The following is an 18,890-nucleotide window of genomic DNA, read 5'->3' as shown; positions in this document are numbered from 1 at the left end:
AGAGAGCATCGAATATCCGGTGCCGAATTTATTGGCGCAATGTGCGCATTGGGGATGGACGTCGGAGAAGGATGAGCCGATGAAGTACGGGGAAGTCATGCATGCCCAGAGCGGGGTGACCCTACTGGAGCTTCTTATTACGGTGGTCATTGTCGCCATCTTAGCTACGGTGGCTTTACCTAGTTACCAGGATAGCGTGATGCAGACCCGTGCCAAGACGGCAACCACGGATCTTATCGCCCTGTCGTTGACCTTGGAAAATACCCGCCAAAGAACCCTCACTTACCCTACCGTGACCACCACCACCACGGCGGAGACACAAACTGCCGCCAGCGGCTGGCAGCCAGCCCAGAGCGAGCATTTTCGTTACAGTTTGATCGCCACTAGCTCCGGCTACACCCTGAGCGCTACCGGTATCGGCTCCTTGGACGGTTGTGTCCTGACCGTGAACCAGGACAATGTGCGCAGTCAAACCAGCTCCTGTGGGATCAGTTCATGGTGAGGGGGTCTGCTGGGTTGACCCTGGTGGAACTGATGGTCGTGATCGCATTGATCATGCTGTTGATGCTGCTATCGGCGCCCATCGGCGCAACCTGGATGGACCAGGTAAGGGTGAAACAGGGCATGGACAATTTCAACGCGGCTTTGGATCAGGCCCGAGCTCTGGCTCTGAGAAATCCCGGTGGGGTGGTCGGGGATGCACCAGCAGTGGGCTTGCGATTGGATGGGGCCACCCTAGGGTTCTGTACCTTGACCCAGGAACAAGATGAATGCCTGGCGGCCAATCTAGAGTGGCAAGTCACCATGCCCAATGGGGTGTTAATCCAAAGTGATGGACAAGCGCTCACCAGTCTAGAACTCAACAGCTTTGGTCTGGTAATGGCCGCTAATGGCAGCACGCCAACGGCCGAATTGACCTTGTCCAAGGGGAACATCAGTGACTCGATTGACATCCTCTAGCCTAATGCGACGCCAGCGGGGGGACATTCTGCTGGAGGCATTGCTCTCCACGGTAATGATGACTATCACCTTCCTGGGTCTGCATGGCGCGTTGAAGAGTACCTTGCGCACCCAAGCTGAGGCCAATGGGCATAACCTCACCCGCCTGCAGATGCGATCCACCCAAGAGCAAAGTGAACTGACCACCTTGTGCCAAAATGCATCGGTATCCAATGAGGTGGTCGGGCACACGCTCAGTTACGATGTTGTATGCCTAAACAACGAAGTCACGGTGTCCTTACAAAGTCAATTGAGCCATACCCTGCCGGATCAGATCACCAGCGTTTCTCTGAGAACCATGGCCAATGAGAACAGTGAGGCCCTGCTCGGTGGTGACGGTGTAATGGAGTTGTGGTGATGAAAGCTCGAACCCTTTCGCAGGGTGGAGCCAGCCTGGTAGCCCTGATGGTCGGGCTGGTGATCGCCAGCATCAGTTTGTTGGGCCTGATGACCGCGTATCGCAACACCGTCGAAGTGACGATGAACGCCTCGCAAAATGCCGAGAGCGACGGACAGCAGATCACCGGTCTCTCACGCATCAGCCGGCTGGCGATCCAGGCCGGTTATGGTCTTGAGTCGGCTGCACCGGATCAGGACCTGATCCTGCTGACGTCCGCGAACCTATCCGGTAACACCTTGTCTGGCACCCAGCAAATCGGAGCGCAGGGGGCGGGCAATGCGCTGCTATGGGGCTGGCAACAGGATGGAGGCAGCTACCTTTGCGCAGGCGTGTTGGCCGGTGTCAGTGGCATGCAATATATGCAGGCGCAAAGCTGCGACTCAGTGAGTGATTGGCAGGCCTTGACCTGGCAGAGCCAAACCTTGGTGACCGGTGGCCAACTGAGCCTATCACTTGAAGCTGTCCTCTGTGCTCCCTTTGGCTTGGAGGCTGCAGAGAATGGGATCCATGGCACCCGTCGTTTTCGAGTTAGCACTAGTTTGAGCACCGAACACAATGGCAATCCCGCCCCGGCGGATCTGCAACTTTGCCTGGTTAATTTTCGGAGTGCCGCATGAGTAATCCCGTTTGGCCGCTTCAGCGTGGTGCGGCCACTTTGCTGTTGATGCTGCTGGTGGGGGCTGCTGCCATGTCCAGTGCTTTGGGAGTCATGTCCAAGGTGCGCTCCAACCAGGCACAGAGCTTGGCCTTCCAGGGGGTGACTCAATCTCAGGGTGAGGCCTGGCGAGGTGCGGAATTGGTTCGCCGCTATCTGCTGACTAGCCTGGAGGTGGGTGAGTATGCAGAGATGGTAGGGCTGCTGGCGCAATCCGCCGATGGACCGCTGGATTTCCAGTTCAGCGGACAACCGAATCTGTCGGCTCAGGTCATCGCCTACGACAGTGCACTGCGACGCGCCACGGTGGACTTAACCGCCCGGACCGGTGCCGGCACTGCGGCCACCTCAACCAGCACATTGCGGTTGGTGTATCAGTTGTCGGAGCAAAGCCCATTAAGTGGCGGCCTGCTGGCCCATAAGCTGTCGTTCAACGGCGACCTCAACGTCAACTCCAACATTGTATTTGAGAACCAGACTGAGCAGGGAATGACCCTGTTTGTAAAAGATTTTGTCGGGATTAATACGCTGGATATTAAAGGCTTCCACAAGCTGGAGGTGGGCACGGACTTTGCCACCCACAGCGATCTGACCCTAGAAGGGGTTAGGGAGATCCACGCCAATGGTGACGTCCAGGTAAAACACCGATTTAACTCCAAGGGCGGTGATTCTCTTACCCTGCGTGCTCTGGGCAGTATCTGTGACAACAGGGGTTATCTCAACGGTGGCGATATGCTGGCCAACGACACTATCTACAGCAAGCGCTCTGACGATACCCTGGGCTTGGTCCAGGCCCAGGGTGACGGTGGCACTTCCCTGGTTAGCTACCCCAACCAGGGTCAGCTTTGTAGCAACAGTCATCTGATTGAGTTGGCCAGCCCGGCAGACCAGGTGTTAGCCCCGGACTGCTCCAATGTGGCGCTGAACGGCGGCAGTGCCTGCAGCGCCAGCAGTGCTCTGACCCCGGTCAAGCCGGTGCACGGGGAGGAGGGCTTTGATGCCTACGCATTCCGGGAGCTGGCCAATTACGCTATCTATCGTCAGGACGGCAAGACCTGGGTGGACGTGCAAGATGTCAGTGGTATCGCCGATGGCCTCTATACCCTAGACGGTGGAACCCTCAATGGTGAGGCAGGCAGTGCCACCTTGTGTTCACGTTCCTGCTTTGACAGCGAGGGGAATACCTTCGTCATCAAGGATGCAGAGAATTTCAATTTCAACCGCGGCGTGGTCTGGGTTGAGGGCAACCTCAATTTTATGGGCAATGGCGACTACTACGCGACCTGGCTGGCCACCGGCAATATCTTTGTCGATGGCAACCACACCTTCTACTCCCCAAACTTCATCGGTCAGGATGGCAATGGTCATCGCCATGATAAGGACATCACCGGCCTGGAAGGCAAAGTGCCTGGACTTTGCACTACGGTAAACGGCAGCTACCCCAGTAACTTCTGCTTAGGCGAGGGTTTTGATTACCAGGTTGGGGGTGGCCTTGGCAATTTCGCACTGCTGGCGGGCAGCTACGATGACCAGGGCAACGCGGTAGGTGGGGATATCACCTTCAAAAGCAACATCAACGCATACGGTAGCCTGATTGCGGGCAATCGGGTGGAGTTCGACAGTAACATTAATATCTGGGGTATCGTCAGCGCCCAGTCTAATCGCAACAATAATCAGCACTACATGAACAGCAACATCAATATCATCGTCGATGAGGACGCGGTCACCGTTGTCGAGGGAAGCGGAGATGGCGAGGGACATGCCTCGGTGGTGCTGTTGTGGAGCCGCTACCTGTAACCAGTGACTTTCCCAGTCGGCATTAGCCCCTGAAACGCACCGTGCCGGAATGGTCGGTTGCCGTTCTAGTTCGATGCGGAGCTGGACTGGGGTTGTGTCCCCATCAAAGTGCCATCTTCTGACAGCAGCACCGCAAACCAGCGCAGGCCATCAAATTGTGCGCAGATCAGGCCGGTGATCACCATCAGTGGCACCGACAGGAACATGCCCGGCAGTCCCCAAACCAGGCCCCAGAAAGACAGCGACAGCATGATCCCCAGCGGACTCATGTTCAGCGACTTGCCGGTAAAGGCCGGCTCTATCAGGTTGCCGATGACAAACTGGATGCCGCCCAGCCCCAGCAGGATCAGCAGCACCGGGCCCGGTTGACTGAACTGGACCAGGGCGAGGCCGGTGGGCAGCAGCACGCCAAACAGCGAGCCCACCGTGGGGATGTAGTTGAGTGCGAAGATCAGCACTCCCCAAAACGGCGCGAAATCCAGCCCCAGTGCCCACAGCAGCAGGTAGCAACTGAGGCCGGTGAGCAAGCTGACAACGGTCTTGATCCCCAGGTAGCGCTGCACCGCCAGGGCGATCTCCTGGGCCAATTGCTGCAGTCGATGGGCCTTGTCGGGGTCGTGGGTGAGCCGCGACAGTTTCTGAGCCAGTCGACGCTCCTCTGCCAACAGGAAGCCAAGGTAAAGCAGGATCAGCACCAGATCGGACATCAAGGAGCCGGCGGCGTCACCGAACCAGGCCAGAATGGCCGCCAAGTCCAGGCTGTCGAGCAGGTGATTGAGGGAGGGCAGGCCGTCCAGACCATACTGATCCAGCAGGGTGCCACTGCGCTCGGTCAGTGCCGCCTGGTAGCGGGGTAGCGCGGAGCTTATGTCGGCGGCCTGACTGCTAAGGATAGTAATGAGGATCCAGTGAGTGGTGAGCAGAGCGAGGATGGCCAGCAGCAACACCAGAGCACGGGGCGGGCGCCAGTGGGGGGCAAACAGCGCGTCGATGGCACTGCGCACCGCCGCCAACAACACCCAAAGCAGCAGGGCCAGTGCCAGGGGGATAAGAAATGCCTTGCCCACCACCAGGGCCGTCACCAGGATCGCCAGGAACACCGACCATTGGGCCACCCGGGCGATGCTGAAGCGCAGCGGCGAGGGCATCTAGCCGGCTCGCTTCTTTAATAGCCGGGTGAGCAGGGCCAGCAGCGGCGCCAGGGCCAGGGCGTTGCCGCCCTTGCCTTGCGCCAGGCTTAGCAGCTGGCTCACCCCCTTGGCCTGGTCTTGCCATTGCTTACCCTGCTGGGACAGCTCCTGCCAGGCCAGATCGCGAAAGGCCTGGATCGCCTGCTCTTCCGGGTTGGGGCGGTCCAGTCGCACCAGCAGTGCCGGCACTGCGGCAAAGGCCAGGTTGATGGCCGCCACGGTGAAGGCCGCCCTGGCGTTGAGCATGGCATCGGCAAACTCCTGGTAAAGGCCGATATTGACAAAGACCAGGCCGAGACCGAGGAAGATCAGGCTCAACGCCATCATCACCCCCTGGCGGGTACGTCGGCGGGCCTCCGCCTTGGCCAGGGCCAGTTCGGCTTTGAGCAGCAGTTGCAGCTTGAGAAGGAGGATGTTCATGGCGGTTCAGCGCAGCCCCCGGCCAAGCAGGATCCCCAGGGCAAACACTGCCAGTGCGGTGACCGTCGGGATCTGGCGCAGCTCCTTGTGCAGCAACCCGCCCAGCTCCTCCAGCTGCTGCTCCAGGGTTTCACTCTCCTGGCCCTCAGATTCTGATCCAAGTGGCTCTGACCCAAAAGGCTCTGTCTGTGATGTGGAATCCGGCTGGGCCGCCTGTTGTGCCTCCAGCTCCGCCAGCTCGGCCCGCAATCGGGCCAGCTCTTTGGCGATCTCGCTCTGCATCCGCTGCTCCTTGCCGTGTTGAACCTTGGTAAGGGTAGCTGCAAAGCACCGGCTCTCGGCTTTGCCGAGAGAATAACGAAGAAAAAAGCGTCAGATGGGGAGACAGTGCCGGTTCACCCCTTAACCTGATCCGCTTCCACTGCTAGGATCGGTCGGTTAACGACTTTTCCCCAGGAACCCGTCTTGAGCAACACCAACCCCTTTTCGCCACAAGAGCTTATCCACTGCATGGCCAACGACGCAGCGACAATTCGCAAGCGTTTGGCGGGTATGAAGAAGATCAAGGACGCCGACAAACGCGCTGCGGTGCAGGAGCAGTTGTTGGCGCTGAAAGATCAAAGCCAACAACGGGTGGCCCAGCGCACCATCGATCTGCCCAGCATCCGCTACCCAGACCTGCCGTTGTCGGAGCGGCGGGAGGAGATTGCCAAGGCCATCGCCGAGCATCAGGTGGTTATCGTGGCGGGGGAAACGGGGTCCGGTAAGACCACTCAGTTGCCTAAGATCTGCCTCGAGCTGGGCCGTGGCACCCGTGGCCTGATTGGCCATACCCAGCCACGGCGACTGGCTGCCCGCGCCGTGGCCGGCCGGGTGGCGCAGGAGTTGGAGTCGGAGCTGGGCCAGCACGTGGGCTTCAAGGTCCGCTTTGCCGATCAGACCTCCCAGGACAGCTACGTCAAGCTGATGACCGACGGCATCCTGCTGGCGGAGATCCAGCACGATCGTTGGCTCGACCAGTACGACACCATCATCATTGACGAGGCCCACGAGCGTAGCCTCAATATCGATTTTATCCTTGGCTACCTTAAGCAACTGCTGCCCAAGCGTCCGGATCTCAAGGTGGTGATTACCTCTGCCACCATCGACGTGGAGCGCTTCTCCCGTCACTTCGGCGATGCTCCGGTGATCGAGGTGTCCGGCCGTACCTACCCGGTGGAGCAGCGCTACCTGCCGCTGGTTCGGGAGGAGGGGCCGGACATGGATCCGATGGAGGGGATCTTCGCCGCGGTGGACGAACTGTGCGCCGAGGGGCCCGGGGACATCCTGATCTTTATGAACGGCGAGCGGGAGATCCGCGACGCCGCAGACGCGCTGAACCGGCGCAACCTGCGGGATACCGAGATCCTGCCGCTGTACGCCCGTTTGTCCCACTCGGAGCAGGCGCGGATCTTCGCCCCCCACGGCGGCCGTCGTATCGTGCTCTCCACCAACGTGGCGGAGACCTCACTGACGGTGCCGGGGATCAAGTACGTGATCGACCCGGGTACCGCCCGGATCAGCCGCTACAGCTACCGCACCAAGGTGCAGCGCCTGCCGATTGAGCCGGTGTCCCAGGCCAGCGCCAACCAGCGGGCCGGTCGTTGTGGCCGGGTCTCCGAAGGGATCTGCATCCGCCTCTACAGCGAGGAGGATTTCCTATCCCGGCCGGAGTTTACCGATCCGGAGATCCTGCGCACTAATCTGGGCTCGGTGATCCTGCAGATGCTCAACCTGGGGCTGGGCGACATCAGTGCCTTTCCCTTCGTGCAGCCGCCGGATGGCCGCCATATCAACGACGGCATGAACCTGCTGGTGGAGCTGGGGGCCATCACCCTGTCGCGGGGTGAGCCGAAGATGACCAAGCTGGGCCGCCAACTGGCCCGCTTGCCCATTGACCCCCGTCTGGCCCGGATGGTGCTGGAAGCCAAGCCCAAGGGCTGCGTCAACGAGGTGATGGTGATCGCCACCGCCCTGTCGATCCAGGATCCCCGCGAGCGTCCTATCGAGCGCCAGCAGGCAGCGGATGAGAAGCACAGCCGCTTTGCCGACAAAGACTCGGACTTCATCGCCTTCCTCAACCTGTGGGAGTACCTGCGCGAGCAGCAAAAGGCGTTGTCTTCGAATCAGTTCCGCCGCCTGTGTAAGAGCGAGTTTCTCAACTACCTGCGGGTGCGGGAGTGGCAGGATCTCTACTCCCAGGTGCGCCAGAGCCTGAATGACCTGGATATCCACATCAGCCTGGGTGAGCGGGCCGGTTACGATGAGATCCACCAGGCCCTGCTGGCGGGGCTGCTATCCCACATCGGCCAGAAGGAGTCCGATGGCAGCTTCAAGGGGGCGCGCAACGCCAAGTTCTATGTGTTCCCCGGCTCCAAGCTGGCCAAGAAGCCGCCCAAGTGGTTGATGGCCGCCGAGCTGACCGAGACCAGCCGGCTGTTTGCCCGCACCGTGGCCAAGATCAACCCCGAATGGGTGGAGCCACTGGCAACCCACCTGGTGAAGAAGAGCCACAGCGAACCGCACTGGGAGAAGAAGCCCGGCTCGGTGCTGGCGTTTGAGCAGGTCAGCCTGTTTGGCGTGGTGATCGTACCCAAACGCAAGGTCCAGTACGGCCCCATTGATGCGGTGGAGTCGCGCCAGATCTTCCTGCGCGAGGCGCTGGTCAATGGCGAGCTTGGGCTGGAGGAGAAGTTCCTCAAGCGCAACCTGGCATTGCTGGACGAGGTGGAGTCGCTGGAGCACAAATCCCGACGCCGCGACATCCTGGTGGACGACGAAACCCTGCGTGCCTTCTACGACGAGCGGGTGGGCGAGGGGGTTTATACCCGTCAGCTGTTCTCCGGTTGGTGGGGCAAGGCCAAGCGGGATAACCCGGATCTGCTGGATTTCTCCAAGTCGGAGCTGATGAAGCGCGATGCTGACCACATCGGCGAGACCGATTTCCCGGATTTCTGGACCCAGGACAGCATCACCCTGCCGCTGTCCTACCAGTTTGAGCCCAGTGCCGAAGACGATGGGGTATCGCTGCACCTGCCCATCGCGCTGCTCAACCAGTACCAGAGCGAGGGCTTTGATTACCTGGTACCGGGGCTGCGCCAGGAGCTGGTGGTGGCGCTGATCAAGACCCTGCCGAAGAACCTGCGACGACAGTTTGTGCCGGCACCCAACTACGCCAGCGCGGCGCTGGCCAACATCACCCCGTTCGAGATGCCGCTGCTCGAGGCGCTGTGCAAGCAGTTCCTGCGCATGTCCGGTACCGCCATCAAGCCGGAGGATTTCAACCTGGCGGATCTGCCGGCGCACCTGGTGTTCAACTTTAAGGTCGAGGACGACAAAGGCCGTCTGCTGGGCCAGGGGCGGGACCTGCTGGCGCTGAAGGAGCAGCTCAAGGGCAAGGTGAAGCAGGTGATCGCCAAGGTGGCGGATTCTGGCATCGAGCAATCGGGCCTGACCGACTGGACCCTGGGTACCCTGCCGCATAGCTACGAGCAGAAGCGCGGTGCCTACAGCGTCAAGGCGTTCCCGGCGCTGGTGGATGAGGGCGACAGCGTAGCGGTGAAGCTGTTCGATACCGAACAGAAGGCCAAGCAGGCCAGCCGGGCCGGTTTACGCAAGCTGTTGCTGATCAACGTGCCCAACCCGGTGAAGTACCTGCAGCAGAAGCTGCCTAACAAGTCGAAGCTGGCGATGTACTTTAACCCCTTCGGTCGGGTCGACCTGTTGATCGCCGACTGCATTGACGCCGGCATCGATGAGATCCTGGCCACCCACAACCTGGCGGTCTCCAACGAGCAAAGCTTTGTGGCGGCGCGGGAGAAGGTGCGGGCCGAGTTGGGCGACACCGTGGTGGCCATCGGCACCAAGGTGGAGAAGGTGCTGACCACCCGCGGCGCCATTGCCAAGAAGCTCAAGGGCAAGATCTCGCTGGAGATGGCCTTTGCCATGTCGGACATCCAGGCCCACCTGGATAAGCTGGTGTACAAGGGCTTTGTTGCGGATACCGGCTGGGATCGGATGGACGATCTGGCCCGCTATCTCAAGGCGATCGAACGGCGGCTAGAGAAACTGCCGGTGGACCCGCAACGGGACAAGCTGCAGCTGATGAAGATCCAGAAGGTGGAGCAGGCTTACAGTCAGGCCCTGGCCAAGGTGCCCAAGGGCCAGGCTGTACCCGATGCCCTGGCAGAGATCCGCTGGATGCTGGAGGAGTTCCGGGTCTCCTGCTTTGCCCAGACCCTGGGTACTAAGTACCCCATCTCGGATAAGCGCATTCTTAATGCGATTAAGGAGCTGTAGGGTGTCGACAGGGAAAGACTCAAGCCGCTACTGGCTGGCTGCTGCGCTACTGGCGGTGTCAGGCTGGGCCTCAGCGCTGCCGTTGGTGGTGATCACCGACATGGAACCGGACGATCGCATCGCCCTGGAACTGCTAATGGGCCATGCCGAGCATCGGCTGGTGCTGGTAGGCAGTACGGTGATGCACGCTAGCCGCAAGCAGGCACTGGCACAGCAGGTGATGACCAGTCACGGCCTGGAGGCGGTTCCCGTGGTGGTGGGCAGTGGTGGACAGGCAGAGGATTTTCCTGCCATCCAATCCTCCGCCGCGGCACGGGCTTACGAGCAGGAGGGGCAGGGGATCCTCGACCCGGACAGCCTGCGTGAGCTTAACCTGAACCAGCCCCGTTCAGACAGTGCTTTGCGCCACGCGCTGTGCCGGGTGCTCAAACAGCACGAAGCGGTGGAGATCCTGTTGCTGGCGCCACCGACGGACTTGGCAGCGGTGCTGCAGGCACAGCCAGAGTTGCAAGGTCGCATTGAACATATCCATGTGATGGGTGGTTGGGTCGAGCATGATGGGGTGTTGCGTACCACCTACAACTGGAACATGGATCCGAGCGCCAGCGCCGCATTGATGGCGATGGAGCAGATCCCGATGACACTGTTTTCCTCCGATCTGATTAAGCAGACCTTCCAGGGGGGCAGCATCAGTCGTACCGGCAACCCGGTACTGTTCGAGCAGATGCAGGGTGTGACCGATTCTAACCCAGCCATGGCGGACTTCTTTACCGCGACCGCCAGTTGGGACCAACATGTGCTGGCCCGGATCCCGGCGCTGGTGCCGGTTATCGGCGACGACGCCGGTTATCAGTTCACTCCTGCAGATCCGCTTCTGGTCGGGGCGATGCGAGATCCCGCCATGGTGCTGGCCAGCGAACCGGTCAGCATCCAGATTGACCTGGAGGCCATGGATCCGCAGCGTGGCTATGCCGTCGAGGTCACGCCCAATCCCGATAGCCGAATCAACTGGGTCACGGAGATGGACCCGGATCGGTTTCTACAGCTGCTCAGCGAGCACTTCAACCGCTGAGTGTTATGAGGGCAGCCATTGGCTGCCCTTTTTACCTTTCGACAGATCCACTGAGAAACAGCGTTCAGCGAGTCTAAGTGTCTGGTGGCTGGGTGATGGCGGGTGACTTTCACTTCTGCGATACTGCGCCGCCTAAAAAACCAATAACGACGATAACGATGACGCAATCACGATACGCTCTGCTGCTGTGCGGCGGCCTGTTTGTGCCCTCAGTGGCGGCCTCCGGGCTGGGTTTCTGGGAGTGGTCGGCCAGCGCCACAGCCTTGGCTAACGCCAATGGCGCCGCAGCCACCGATGCCACCGTGGCCAGCCAGCTGCCGGCGGCGATGCAGGGGCTGGGCGAGAGCCAGGTGCTGGCCTCGGTGGTGAACTACCAGGTCACCACCGACTACGAACTGCCACTGATGCCGGAGCTGGGCTACCAGACCACGGATCCTATCCCCTCGATGTTTGCGGTGCACCGACAGGATCAGTGGTCCTTTGGCCTGGGGATCCACAGCCGCACCGCCGCGGACATCCAGGTGCCGCAGATCCGCTACCTGGGCCAGGCGGAAGCCCGCCTTAAACCCATCGTGGTGTCGGTGGCCCCGTCACTGTCCCACTCCTGGGGCGCCTGGAGCTTAGGCGTGGGAGGAGAATGGCTGGTGGCAGACTATCAATTGACCTCCGGCGATTGCCACTGGCTGCTGGGTTGTCGGGGCTGGGAGCAAAGCGGCCGTTTGAGCGGCAGCAGTTTCAATCTCAGTGGCCACTGGCGGGGAGACCAGCACCGTGTCGGTGTGCTTTGGCGTGCCCCGACCCAGTTTGGTAACGAAGAGATCGATCTGGACCTGCCGTCCATGACCGTGCTTTCCCACAGCTACCAGTTGCGAAACCAGTGGCAAACCCACCTCTCCATCAGTCACACCGCCTGGGAGGATCGGGGCGTGCGATTCCGCGATTACGCCGATCTGTTTGGCCTGTTGGTAGGCCATAACCACAGCTGGCGTGTGGCGCTGGGGGCGGATTATCGCTGGCGCGAATGGGAGCTACGGATGGGCTACAGCCAGGAGCAGGCGGTGGATCGCCTGGGTGGTTGGGACAGCCGCTGGCGCCTGGGGCTAGGCCGAACCCTGTTGGGGCGTTGGCAGTGGGATGGCAGCCTGATGTACGAGCGTTACGCCGAAAAGCAGCAGCAGGTTGACCCCTTCACCGTGGCGATCGAAAACCAGGGCTTGGCGGTCTCCACCTCGCTCTCCTACCGATTCTGAACCAAAGGCTTGCCCGGGCCGTAATCGATTGCGCGGTATGCTTGCATCCGCGAGGTAAGATACGGTGAAATAAGCCCGAATTCGACGTTGATGTAATAGGAAGCGCCATGACCCCTGCCATGCCAGCACTGCAATCCGATGCTCGCTCTCGCCCCCGTATTGGCGTGGTGGGAGGGGGTGTGGCCGGGGCCACCATTGCCATGCGGTTGGCGCAGAACCCCGATTGCGAGGTGGTGCTGCTGGAGAAGGGCCCCAGCCTGGTGAATGGCCCACCGATCTGCCACCTCCACGCCGGCGGCAATCTCTATCGTGAGCTGCCCCAGGACCAGTGCCTGACCCTGCTGGAGCAGTCGATCCAGACCCTGCGCTTCTTTCCTCATTGTGCCAATGTCCGCCCGACGGTGATCGCCGTACCGATCCGCGATCCGGGGGAGGTTAGCAGCCTGTTACCGAGGCTGGAGACAGTACAAGCCCATTACCACAAGCTGGTGGCGACCGATCCGGCCAACGCCGTGCTGGGGGCTCCGGATAACTACTTCCGCCTCTATGACCGGGCGACGCTGACCGAGTTGGCGACCCGCCCGCTGCCTGAAACGCCCCAGTGTGACGACGACTGGATGATACCCCTGGCCAAGGAGCTGGACTTCGATCAGGTCAAGTGGCCGCTGATTCTGGTGCAGGAATATGGCCTGTCGGTATTCCGCTTGGCGGCTAACGCGGCCATGGTGCTGGCCCAGCAGGCCAATTGCCAGGTGCGGCTGGACACCGAGGTGGTGGACCTGCAGCGGCAAAACGGCGGCTGGTGGCTGAGTCTAAAGCACTTCGGTCAGAGCAGTGCGCTGCAGGTGGATTACCTGGTCAACGCCTGCGGCTACCGCAGTGGTGCACTGGACGACATGGCCTCGCTGCCGAGGCAGCGCCTGGTGGAGTTCAAGGCCGCCTACGTGACCCAATGGGGCGAGCGCCAGGGCGAGTGGCCAGAGCTTATCTTCCATGGCCAACGGGGCTCCCCCCAGGGGATGGCCCAATTTACCCCCTATGCCGATGGCCTGGTACAACTGCACGGTATGACCGAGAACATCACTCTGTTTAAGCAGGGGCTGGTGGCCAGTCCGGTGGACTCGGCCCAGCCCAGACTGGCCAGTCAGTTTCAACGCAAGCTCAACACTGGCTGGCCGGATACCCTGGTGCAGGAACGCAGCAAGCGGGCGATTGAGCACATGGCCCGCTTCCTGCCGCGATTCGCTTCTGCCAACCCGGCGGCGAAGCCACTGTTTGGTGCCCAGCAGATCCCGGGGCAGGACCCGGCGCTGCGTGCCGCCGAGGTCTCCTTTGCCGGCGAGCATTACGCCCGGGCTGAAATCGTCAAGGCCAACTCGGCGCTGCCGGTAGCGGAGGCGATCTTGGCCCAGCTGCAGCAGCTGGGCTGGCTGCCCAGGCGCAGCCCAGAGCCGTTACCCCTGTGTGACGACGCCGAGGTCGAACAGCAGGCGATGCAGATGGCCAAGGCCCGCGCCTATCCAGCTGCCCTGGCACAGCGCACCGGCCTAGCGCCAATCTGAATCTGCCCTAATCCCCGCAACTTCCTCAATGATGCGCACCTACTGGGGTGCGCAGTTTTCCATGGCCTGAGCCCGGCCAACCTTCTCGCTTCCCCTGACTGATTCTGTGCCTTGACTACACTTGAGATCCTCAAATCCATGGGCATAAGCAGGGAGGAGGCCCAATGCACTTTATCGAGCTGTTGCCCACCGCCTGGGTCTGGGTGGTGATCGTCCTGGTGATGCTGTCTTCCTGTGAGCTGGGCTATCAGCTGGGCTACCTGGGCTTTCGCAACAAGGAGGAGGGCGATGGTTCGTCTTCCCTTGGCCCTATGGTGGGGGGACTGCTGGGAATGCTGGGCTTTGTCCTGGCGTTCTCCTTCTCCATGGCGGCGGGACAGCACCAGACCCGCAAGGAGAACGTGTTGCTGGAGGCCAATGTCATCGGCACCGCCTACCTGCGCACCGATCTGCTGCCGGAGGCGGCAGCGGGGGAGGTGAGGGACTTGCTGCGACGTTACGTGGAGACGCGGCTGCGGGCGGCAGAGGATAAGGTGGTGTTTGGCGAGGAGATGGAGGCAATTCAGCGCAGCTCGGTGGTGATCCACGAGGCACTGTGGCATCAGGTGGTGTCAGTGGCAAAGCAGGAGTCCAGCCCCACCGTGGCGTTGATGGTGCAAGCTACCAACGAGTTGATCGACATGCACGAACAGCGCGCCACCGGCTCCTATTACAACCGCATCCCCACCAGTGTCTGGATAGCGCTGTTGGTGATCTGCGCCCTGACCATGATGACCCTGGGTACCCAGGTGGGCATGACCGGCAGGCGGCGCTTGAGTGCGGTGGTACCGCTGTCGCTGGCGTTCTCCCTGCTGGTGACCCTGATCGTGGATCTGGATCGGCCCCAGCGCGGCCTTATCCAGGTGGACCAACACGCCATGTACAACCTGTATGAGGGGATGGGTGGCGACCTCGAGGCGCTGATATCGACGCAGTAGCGAAGCAACAGGCACAAAAAAGCCCCGATGGTTTCCCATCGGGGCTTTTGTTTGAGCCTAATGCTCAGAGCAAGGGGTCAACTTACTTGTTGGCCGCTTTCTCTTTGGCTTCAGCGATAACCGCTTCTGCAACGTTCATCGGGCAGGCTGCGTAGTGGGCGAACTCCATGGAGAACTGACCACGACCAGAGGTGATGGTACGCAGGTGACCGATGTAACCGAACATTTCGGACAGCGGTACGTCGGCCTTGATGCGAACGCCAGTAACGCCAGCTTCCTGGTCCTTGATCATGCCACGACGACGGTTCAGGTCACCGATAACATCACCAACGTGATCTTCCGGAGTGAACACGTCTACCTTCATGATCGGCTCCAGCAGCTGCGGGCCGGCCTTCGGCATGGACTGACGGAAAGCGCCTTTGGCAGCGATTTCGAACGCAACAGCGGAGGAGTCAACGGCGTGGAAGCCACCGTCGAACAGCTCAACTTCAACGTCCAGAACCGGGAAGCCAGCCATCGGACCGGTTTCCATCATGCCAGCGAAGCCTTTCTCAATGGCAGGCCAGAATTCCTTCGGTACGTTACCGCCCACAACAGTGGAGGTGAACTTGAAGCCAGTACCTTGCTCGCCCGGCTTGATGCGGTAGTCGATCTTACCGAACTGACCGGAACCACCAGACTGCTTCTTGTGGGTGTAGCTGTCTTCGATCGGGGTGGTGATGGTTTCGCGGTAAGCAACCTGCGGCTGACCTACTACCAGCTCAACGCCGTAGGTACGCTTCAGGATGTCTACCTTGATGTCCAGGTGCAGTTCACCCATACCCTTCAGGATGGTTTGACCGGACTCTTCGTCGGTCTCAACCTGGAAGGACGGATCTTCAGCAACCATCTTACCGATGGCAACGCCCATCTTCTCGGTGGAACCTTTGTCCTTCGGCTCAACGGCGATGGAGATCACCGGCTCAGGGAAGATCATCGGCTCCAGGGTGCACTCGTGCTTCGGATCACACAGGGTGTGACCGGTCTGTACGTTCTTCATGCCTACAACCGCGATGATGTCACCGGCTTGAGCGCGGGTGATCTCGGTACGGTCATCAGCGTGCATCTCTACCATACGGCCGATACGCTCGGTCTTGCCGGTAGCGGAGTTCAGGATGGTCATGCCTTTTTCCAGAACACCGGAGTAGATACGGATGAAGGTCAGGGCGCCGAAACGGTCGTCCATGATCTTGAACGCCAGAGCACGCAGCGGCTCTTCAGCGGATACGGTAGCTACTTCGCCAGTCGGCTCACCGGTTTCCGGATCGGTCAGAGGCTGAGCCGGTACGTCGGTCGGGGACGGCAGGTAGTCAACAACGGCGTCCAGAACCAGCTGGATACCTTTGTTCTTGAACGCAGAACCACAGTAGGTCGGGAAGAACATCAGGTCACGGGTACCCTGACGGATACAACGCTTGATCTCTTCCAGGGACGGCTCGGTACCTTCTTCCAGGTACTCCATCAGCAGGTCTTCGTCGGCTTCCAGAGCGGTTTCGATCAGCTCTTCGCGGTAAGCGGCAGCGTCGTCAACCATCTCGGCCGGGATGTCTACTACTTCGTAGTTTTCCGGCAGGCCGGAATCGTCCCAGATGTAGGCCTTCTGAGACAGAACATCTACAACGCCTTTGAAGTCGTCTTCGATGCCGATCGGCAGGGCCATTACCAGCGGGCGAGCGCCCAGAACGTTCTTCACCTGATCAACAACGCGGTAGAAGTCTGCACCCATACGGTCCAGCTTGTTCACGAAGATCAGACGAGCAACTTCGGATTCGTTAGCGTAGCGCCAGTTGGTTTCGGACTGAGGCTCAACACCACCGGAACCACAGAATACGCCTACACCACCATCGAGAACCTTCAGGGAGCGGTAAACTTCAACGGTGAAGTCAACGTGCCCAGGGGTATCGATGATGTTCAGACGGTGGTCGTTCCAGAAACAGGTGGTCGCAGCAGACTGAATGGTAATACCACGCTCAGCTTCCTGCTCCATGAAGTCAGTGGTGGCGGCGCCATCGTGTACTTCACCGGTTTTGTGGATCTTACCGGTCAGCTTCAGGATACGCTCAGTGGAGGTGGTTTTACCGGCATCTACGTGTGCGAAGATACCAATGTTACGGTACTTGGATAAGTCAGCCATTTTTCACTCTATAAAAAATCAGCGCCAAAATTCCGCGCAAGTATACAAGATTTTTGTCCCATTGTTATCTCCAATCTCAAGTTTGCGGACCTTAACGCCATAAGTTGGCGTAAAAAAATGGATAAACCGGGATTCAGTCCGCGTCAGATGGGGATTTTGCGATGGGGCGAGCGCCGTCTAAGTGTGGCATTTTCCAGCATTGTCGTGCCTTTGAACCGCCAGAAAATGGTTTTTGACTGGGATTCTCGTGGGTTAGCTAAGTTATTGCGAGCCAAGCTGAATCGCCGCTGAGACAAATCGCAACCCGCTGGTTAAGCAAAACGGTCGATAACCTGGCTGGCTTGGGCGGCGGTAAAGCCGGTTGATGTGAGGCACGACGACGGCGTGTCGTGCCCGTTGAGCTACTATTCCTTGCCCACCACCAGGCGATCGAGGAAGCCGGTGTCGACGCCAAACCAGATTGCCTGGCTGGGGGCGTGGTACATCATATGGCGTACCGTGCCCCCTGCGGGCACCGCCACCTCTTCGCCAAACTCTCCGGACTGGGTATCAAAGCCCACCAGTTGATTGGGTTGCAGCCCCGTCTGGGCTACCCAGACGATGCCATCGCTGTCCAGCGCCGTGCCGTAGGGCTGACTTTTCGCCCCGCGGGGTAACAGGTGCCGCTCGAAGCTGTTCTCCTCGGGGCGGTATTCCCCCAGCACGCCGCCGAAATAGTCGACATACCAGATGCGGCCGTCGTCGGTGATCTCCAGTCGTCGCGGCCGCGCCTGGGGCGAGGGCAGGGCGATCTCGGTCAGGCTGAGGCTGTCGGGGTCGACCACGGCCAGCTTGTTGGTGCCCAGCAGCACCGTCCAGATCCTGCCATCCGGTGCCTGCTTGATGCCGTAGGGGCGGGCATCCTCGGTGGGTACGTCAATCACCACCACGGTGCCATCCTTGGGATCCAGTCGGCCCACCTTATTACTCCACTGGGCGCTGAACCAGATGTGGCCCTTACCGTCAAAGATCAGGGTGTGGGGATCCTTAACCGATGCCGGCATCGGGAACTGGGTAATGGTGCCGTTGTTGGGGTCCAGGGCACCGATGTGGCCGTTCTTGTTGCCGGCATACCAGACGGTGCCTTTGGCATCGATGATCAGGTTGTGGGGATGGGTGTTGTCCGGCAGGTCGTACTGGGTCAGTTGGCCGGAGTCCGGTGTTAGCCGGCCAATGTAGTTGCCCGCCTGGCCGCAGAACCAGACATCGCCATTGGGGGCAACAAAGGGGTCACGGGGCCGGCCGCCCCATTCGATCTCCCATTCGGTCAGGGTGGGGGTGGTGGCTTCCGCCTGCAGTGGGGCTTGCACAAGCAGGCCCGCCGCGGCAATAAGGGGCAAGGTGGCACGCAGCAGATTCATCGTCGCTCCTTGAGCTGCTAAACAGTGGACACTCATTGATTAGCTTAAGCTTGCCCAGTTTGAGAAGTTTTTTCACCTGTCGTGGCCATTGGCTCCCCGGAACAAAAAAAAGCCCCCATAAAGGGGGCAAGCGTGTTGGTCGTGCGAACTCAGTTCCAGACCGGGGGTGATTGGGCCTGGTCGCCCACCACCTCTATCATCACCTTGTGGTCCTCAATCAGTTCCTGCCAGTACAGCTCGGTGGGCAGGACCTCGTATTGGCCAAGGCTGGTTTCTTCCAGCACCATCAGGCAGTCCGCTTCGGCGTCCAGACAGTCATAGTCTTCGGTCTGGTGCCAGGGCAGGGCGTACTTGACGGAGGTGGGCCCAGCGGGTGGGTAACCCAGATACAGCAGCCGGAAACGCTCGACTCCGGTGACCGGGAGCTGATCATCGCCGGTCAGGCTAAAGGTTACTGCCCCGCTGGGACCGTCAAAGGCCTCCAGGGTCAGCGCCAGGCTGGTGGTCTCATCGATACCGATGCTCTCCTCCTGCGGTGGCGGCGGGGTGGGTGTCGGCGGGTTGTCAACGCTGCCGTCGTTGTCGTCACCGCCACAGGCGCCGAGCACAAGGGCCATAGCCAGTACGGTGAGTGCGTTGCGAACAGTCATAATGACC

16 protein-coding genes are annotated in these 18,890 nt (G+C 60.3%); 10 read left to right on the top strand and 6 right to left on the bottom strand.

Annotated features, from left to right (window positions below):
• Positions 1–79: 79 nt before the first annotated feature.
• Genes BUC04_RS03075 through BUC04_RS03055 form a run of 5 tightly spaced genes read left to right on the top strand, consistent with a single transcriptional unit; the run spans position 80 to position 3,851 of the window.
• The gene (locus tag BUC04_RS03075) at positions 80–502 is read left to right on the top strand and encodes a type IV pilin protein (RefSeq protein ID WP_067658491.1); all 423 of its coding nucleotides are present in this window, start codon (positions 80–82) and stop codon (positions 500–502) included.
• Positions 496–960, top strand: a complete 465-nt coding sequence (locus tag BUC04_RS03070; protein WP_067658488.1) for a pilus assembly FimT family protein — start codon at positions 496–498, stop codon at positions 958–960. The genes BUC04_RS03075 and BUC04_RS03070 overlap by 7 nt, the downstream gene beginning before the upstream one ends.
• Positions 938–1,357 (top strand): hypothetical protein, encoded by a 420-nt coding sequence (locus BUC04_RS03065; protein ID WP_143165514.1) that lies wholly within the window; start codon positions 938–940, stop codon positions 1,355–1,357. The genes BUC04_RS03070 and BUC04_RS03065 overlap by 23 nt, the downstream gene beginning before the upstream one ends.
• Positions 1,351–2,016: a PilW family protein gene (locus BUC04_RS03060; protein WP_156479987.1), complete on the top strand. Its 666-nt coding sequence runs from the start codon at positions 1,351–1,353 to the stop codon at positions 2,014–2,016. The genes BUC04_RS03065 and BUC04_RS03060 overlap by 7 nt, the downstream gene beginning before the upstream one ends.
• Positions 2,013–3,851, top strand: a complete 1,839-nt coding sequence (locus BUC04_RS03055; protein WP_067658479.1) for a hypothetical protein — start codon at positions 2,013–2,015, stop codon at positions 3,849–3,851. The genes BUC04_RS03060 and BUC04_RS03055 overlap by 4 nt, the downstream gene beginning before the upstream one ends.
• A gap of 65 nt (positions 3,852–3,916) precedes the next feature.
• On the opposite strand, the gene BUC04_RS03050 is transcribed toward BUC04_RS03055, so the two are convergent.
• From BUC04_RS03050 to BUC04_RS03040, 3 genes are read right to left on the bottom strand one after another with little or no spacing between them, the layout of a single operon-like run.
• The gene (locus BUC04_RS03050; protein WP_067658477.1) at positions 3,917–4,999 is read right to left on the bottom strand and encodes an AI-2E family transporter; all 1,083 of its coding nucleotides are present in this window, start codon (positions 4,997–4,999) and stop codon (positions 3,917–3,919) included.
• Positions 5,000–5,461 (bottom strand): hypothetical protein, encoded by a 462-nt coding sequence (locus BUC04_RS03045; protein WP_067658474.1) that lies wholly within the window; start codon positions 5,459–5,461, stop codon positions 5,000–5,002. It lies immediately after the preceding gene.
• A gap of 6 nt (positions 5,462–5,467) precedes the next feature.
• Complete coding sequence (locus BUC04_RS03040; protein WP_067658471.1) at positions 5,468–5,743, bottom strand: hypothetical protein; 276 nt, start codon at positions 5,741–5,743, stop codon at positions 5,468–5,470.
• A gap of 183 nt (positions 5,744–5,926) precedes the next feature.
• On the opposite strand from BUC04_RS03040, the gene hrpA reads away from it, so the two are divergent.
• The 5 genes from hrpA to BUC04_RS03015 all read left to right on the top strand — a co-directional run bounded on the left by hrpA (position 5,927) and on the right by BUC04_RS03015 (position 14,660).
• Complete coding sequence (hrpA, locus tag BUC04_RS03035; protein WP_143165513.1) at positions 5,927–9,799, top strand: ATP-dependent RNA helicase HrpA; 3,873 nt, start codon at positions 5,927–5,929, stop codon at positions 9,797–9,799.
• Position 9,800: 1 nt separating this feature from the next.
• Positions 9,801–10,871, top strand: a complete 1,071-nt coding sequence (locus BUC04_RS03030; protein ID WP_067658468.1) for a nucleoside hydrolase — start codon at positions 9,801–9,803, stop codon at positions 10,869–10,871.
• Positions 10,872–11,029: 158 nt separating this feature from the next.
• Positions 11,030–12,121, top strand: a complete 1,092-nt coding sequence (locus tag BUC04_RS03025; RefSeq protein WP_067658465.1) for an OmpP1/FadL family transporter — start codon at positions 11,030–11,032, stop codon at positions 12,119–12,121.
• 107 nt (positions 12,122–12,228) lie between these two features.
• Complete coding sequence (locus tag BUC04_RS03020) at positions 12,229–13,683, top strand: FAD-dependent oxidoreductase (RefSeq protein WP_067658463.1); 1,455 nt, start codon at positions 12,229–12,231, stop codon at positions 13,681–13,683.
• Between the two features lie 164 nt (positions 13,684–13,847).
• Positions 13,848–14,660 carry a bestrophin-like domain gene (locus tag BUC04_RS03015; protein WP_067658460.1) on the top strand — a complete coding sequence of 271 codons (813 nt, stop codon included), beginning with the start codon at positions 13,848–13,850 and terminating at the stop codon, positions 14,658–14,660.
• Between the two features lie 82 nt (positions 14,661–14,742).
• Here BUC04_RS03015 and fusA read toward each other — a convergent pair whose 3' ends face one another.
• The 3 genes from fusA to BUC04_RS03000 all read right to left on the bottom strand — a co-directional run bounded on the left by fusA (position 14,743) and on the right by BUC04_RS03000 (position 18,883).
• Positions 14,743–16,833 carry an elongation factor G gene (gene fusA, locus BUC04_RS03010; protein WP_067658457.1) on the bottom strand — a complete coding sequence of 697 codons (2,091 nt, stop codon included), beginning with the start codon at positions 16,831–16,833 and terminating at the stop codon, positions 14,743–14,745.
• A 404-nt stretch (positions 16,834–17,237) separates the two neighbouring features.
• A complete protein-coding gene (locus BUC04_RS03005) occupies positions 17,238–18,233 on the bottom strand; it encodes a Vgb family protein (protein WP_067658454.1) in 996 nt (331 codons plus the stop codon).
• 149 nt (positions 18,234–18,382) lie between these two features.
• Positions 18,383–18,883, bottom strand: a complete 501-nt coding sequence (locus BUC04_RS03000; protein ID WP_067658452.1) for a hypothetical protein — start codon at positions 18,881–18,883, stop codon at positions 18,383–18,385.
• Between the last annotated feature and the right edge of the window lie 7 nt (positions 18,884–18,890).

This window comes from Ferrimonas marina, assembly GCF_900129905.1.
GTDB lineage: Bacteria > Pseudomonadota > Gammaproteobacteria > Enterobacterales > Shewanellaceae > Ferrimonas > Ferrimonas marina.
This window is presented reverse-complemented; position numbering and strand designations above follow the sequence as displayed.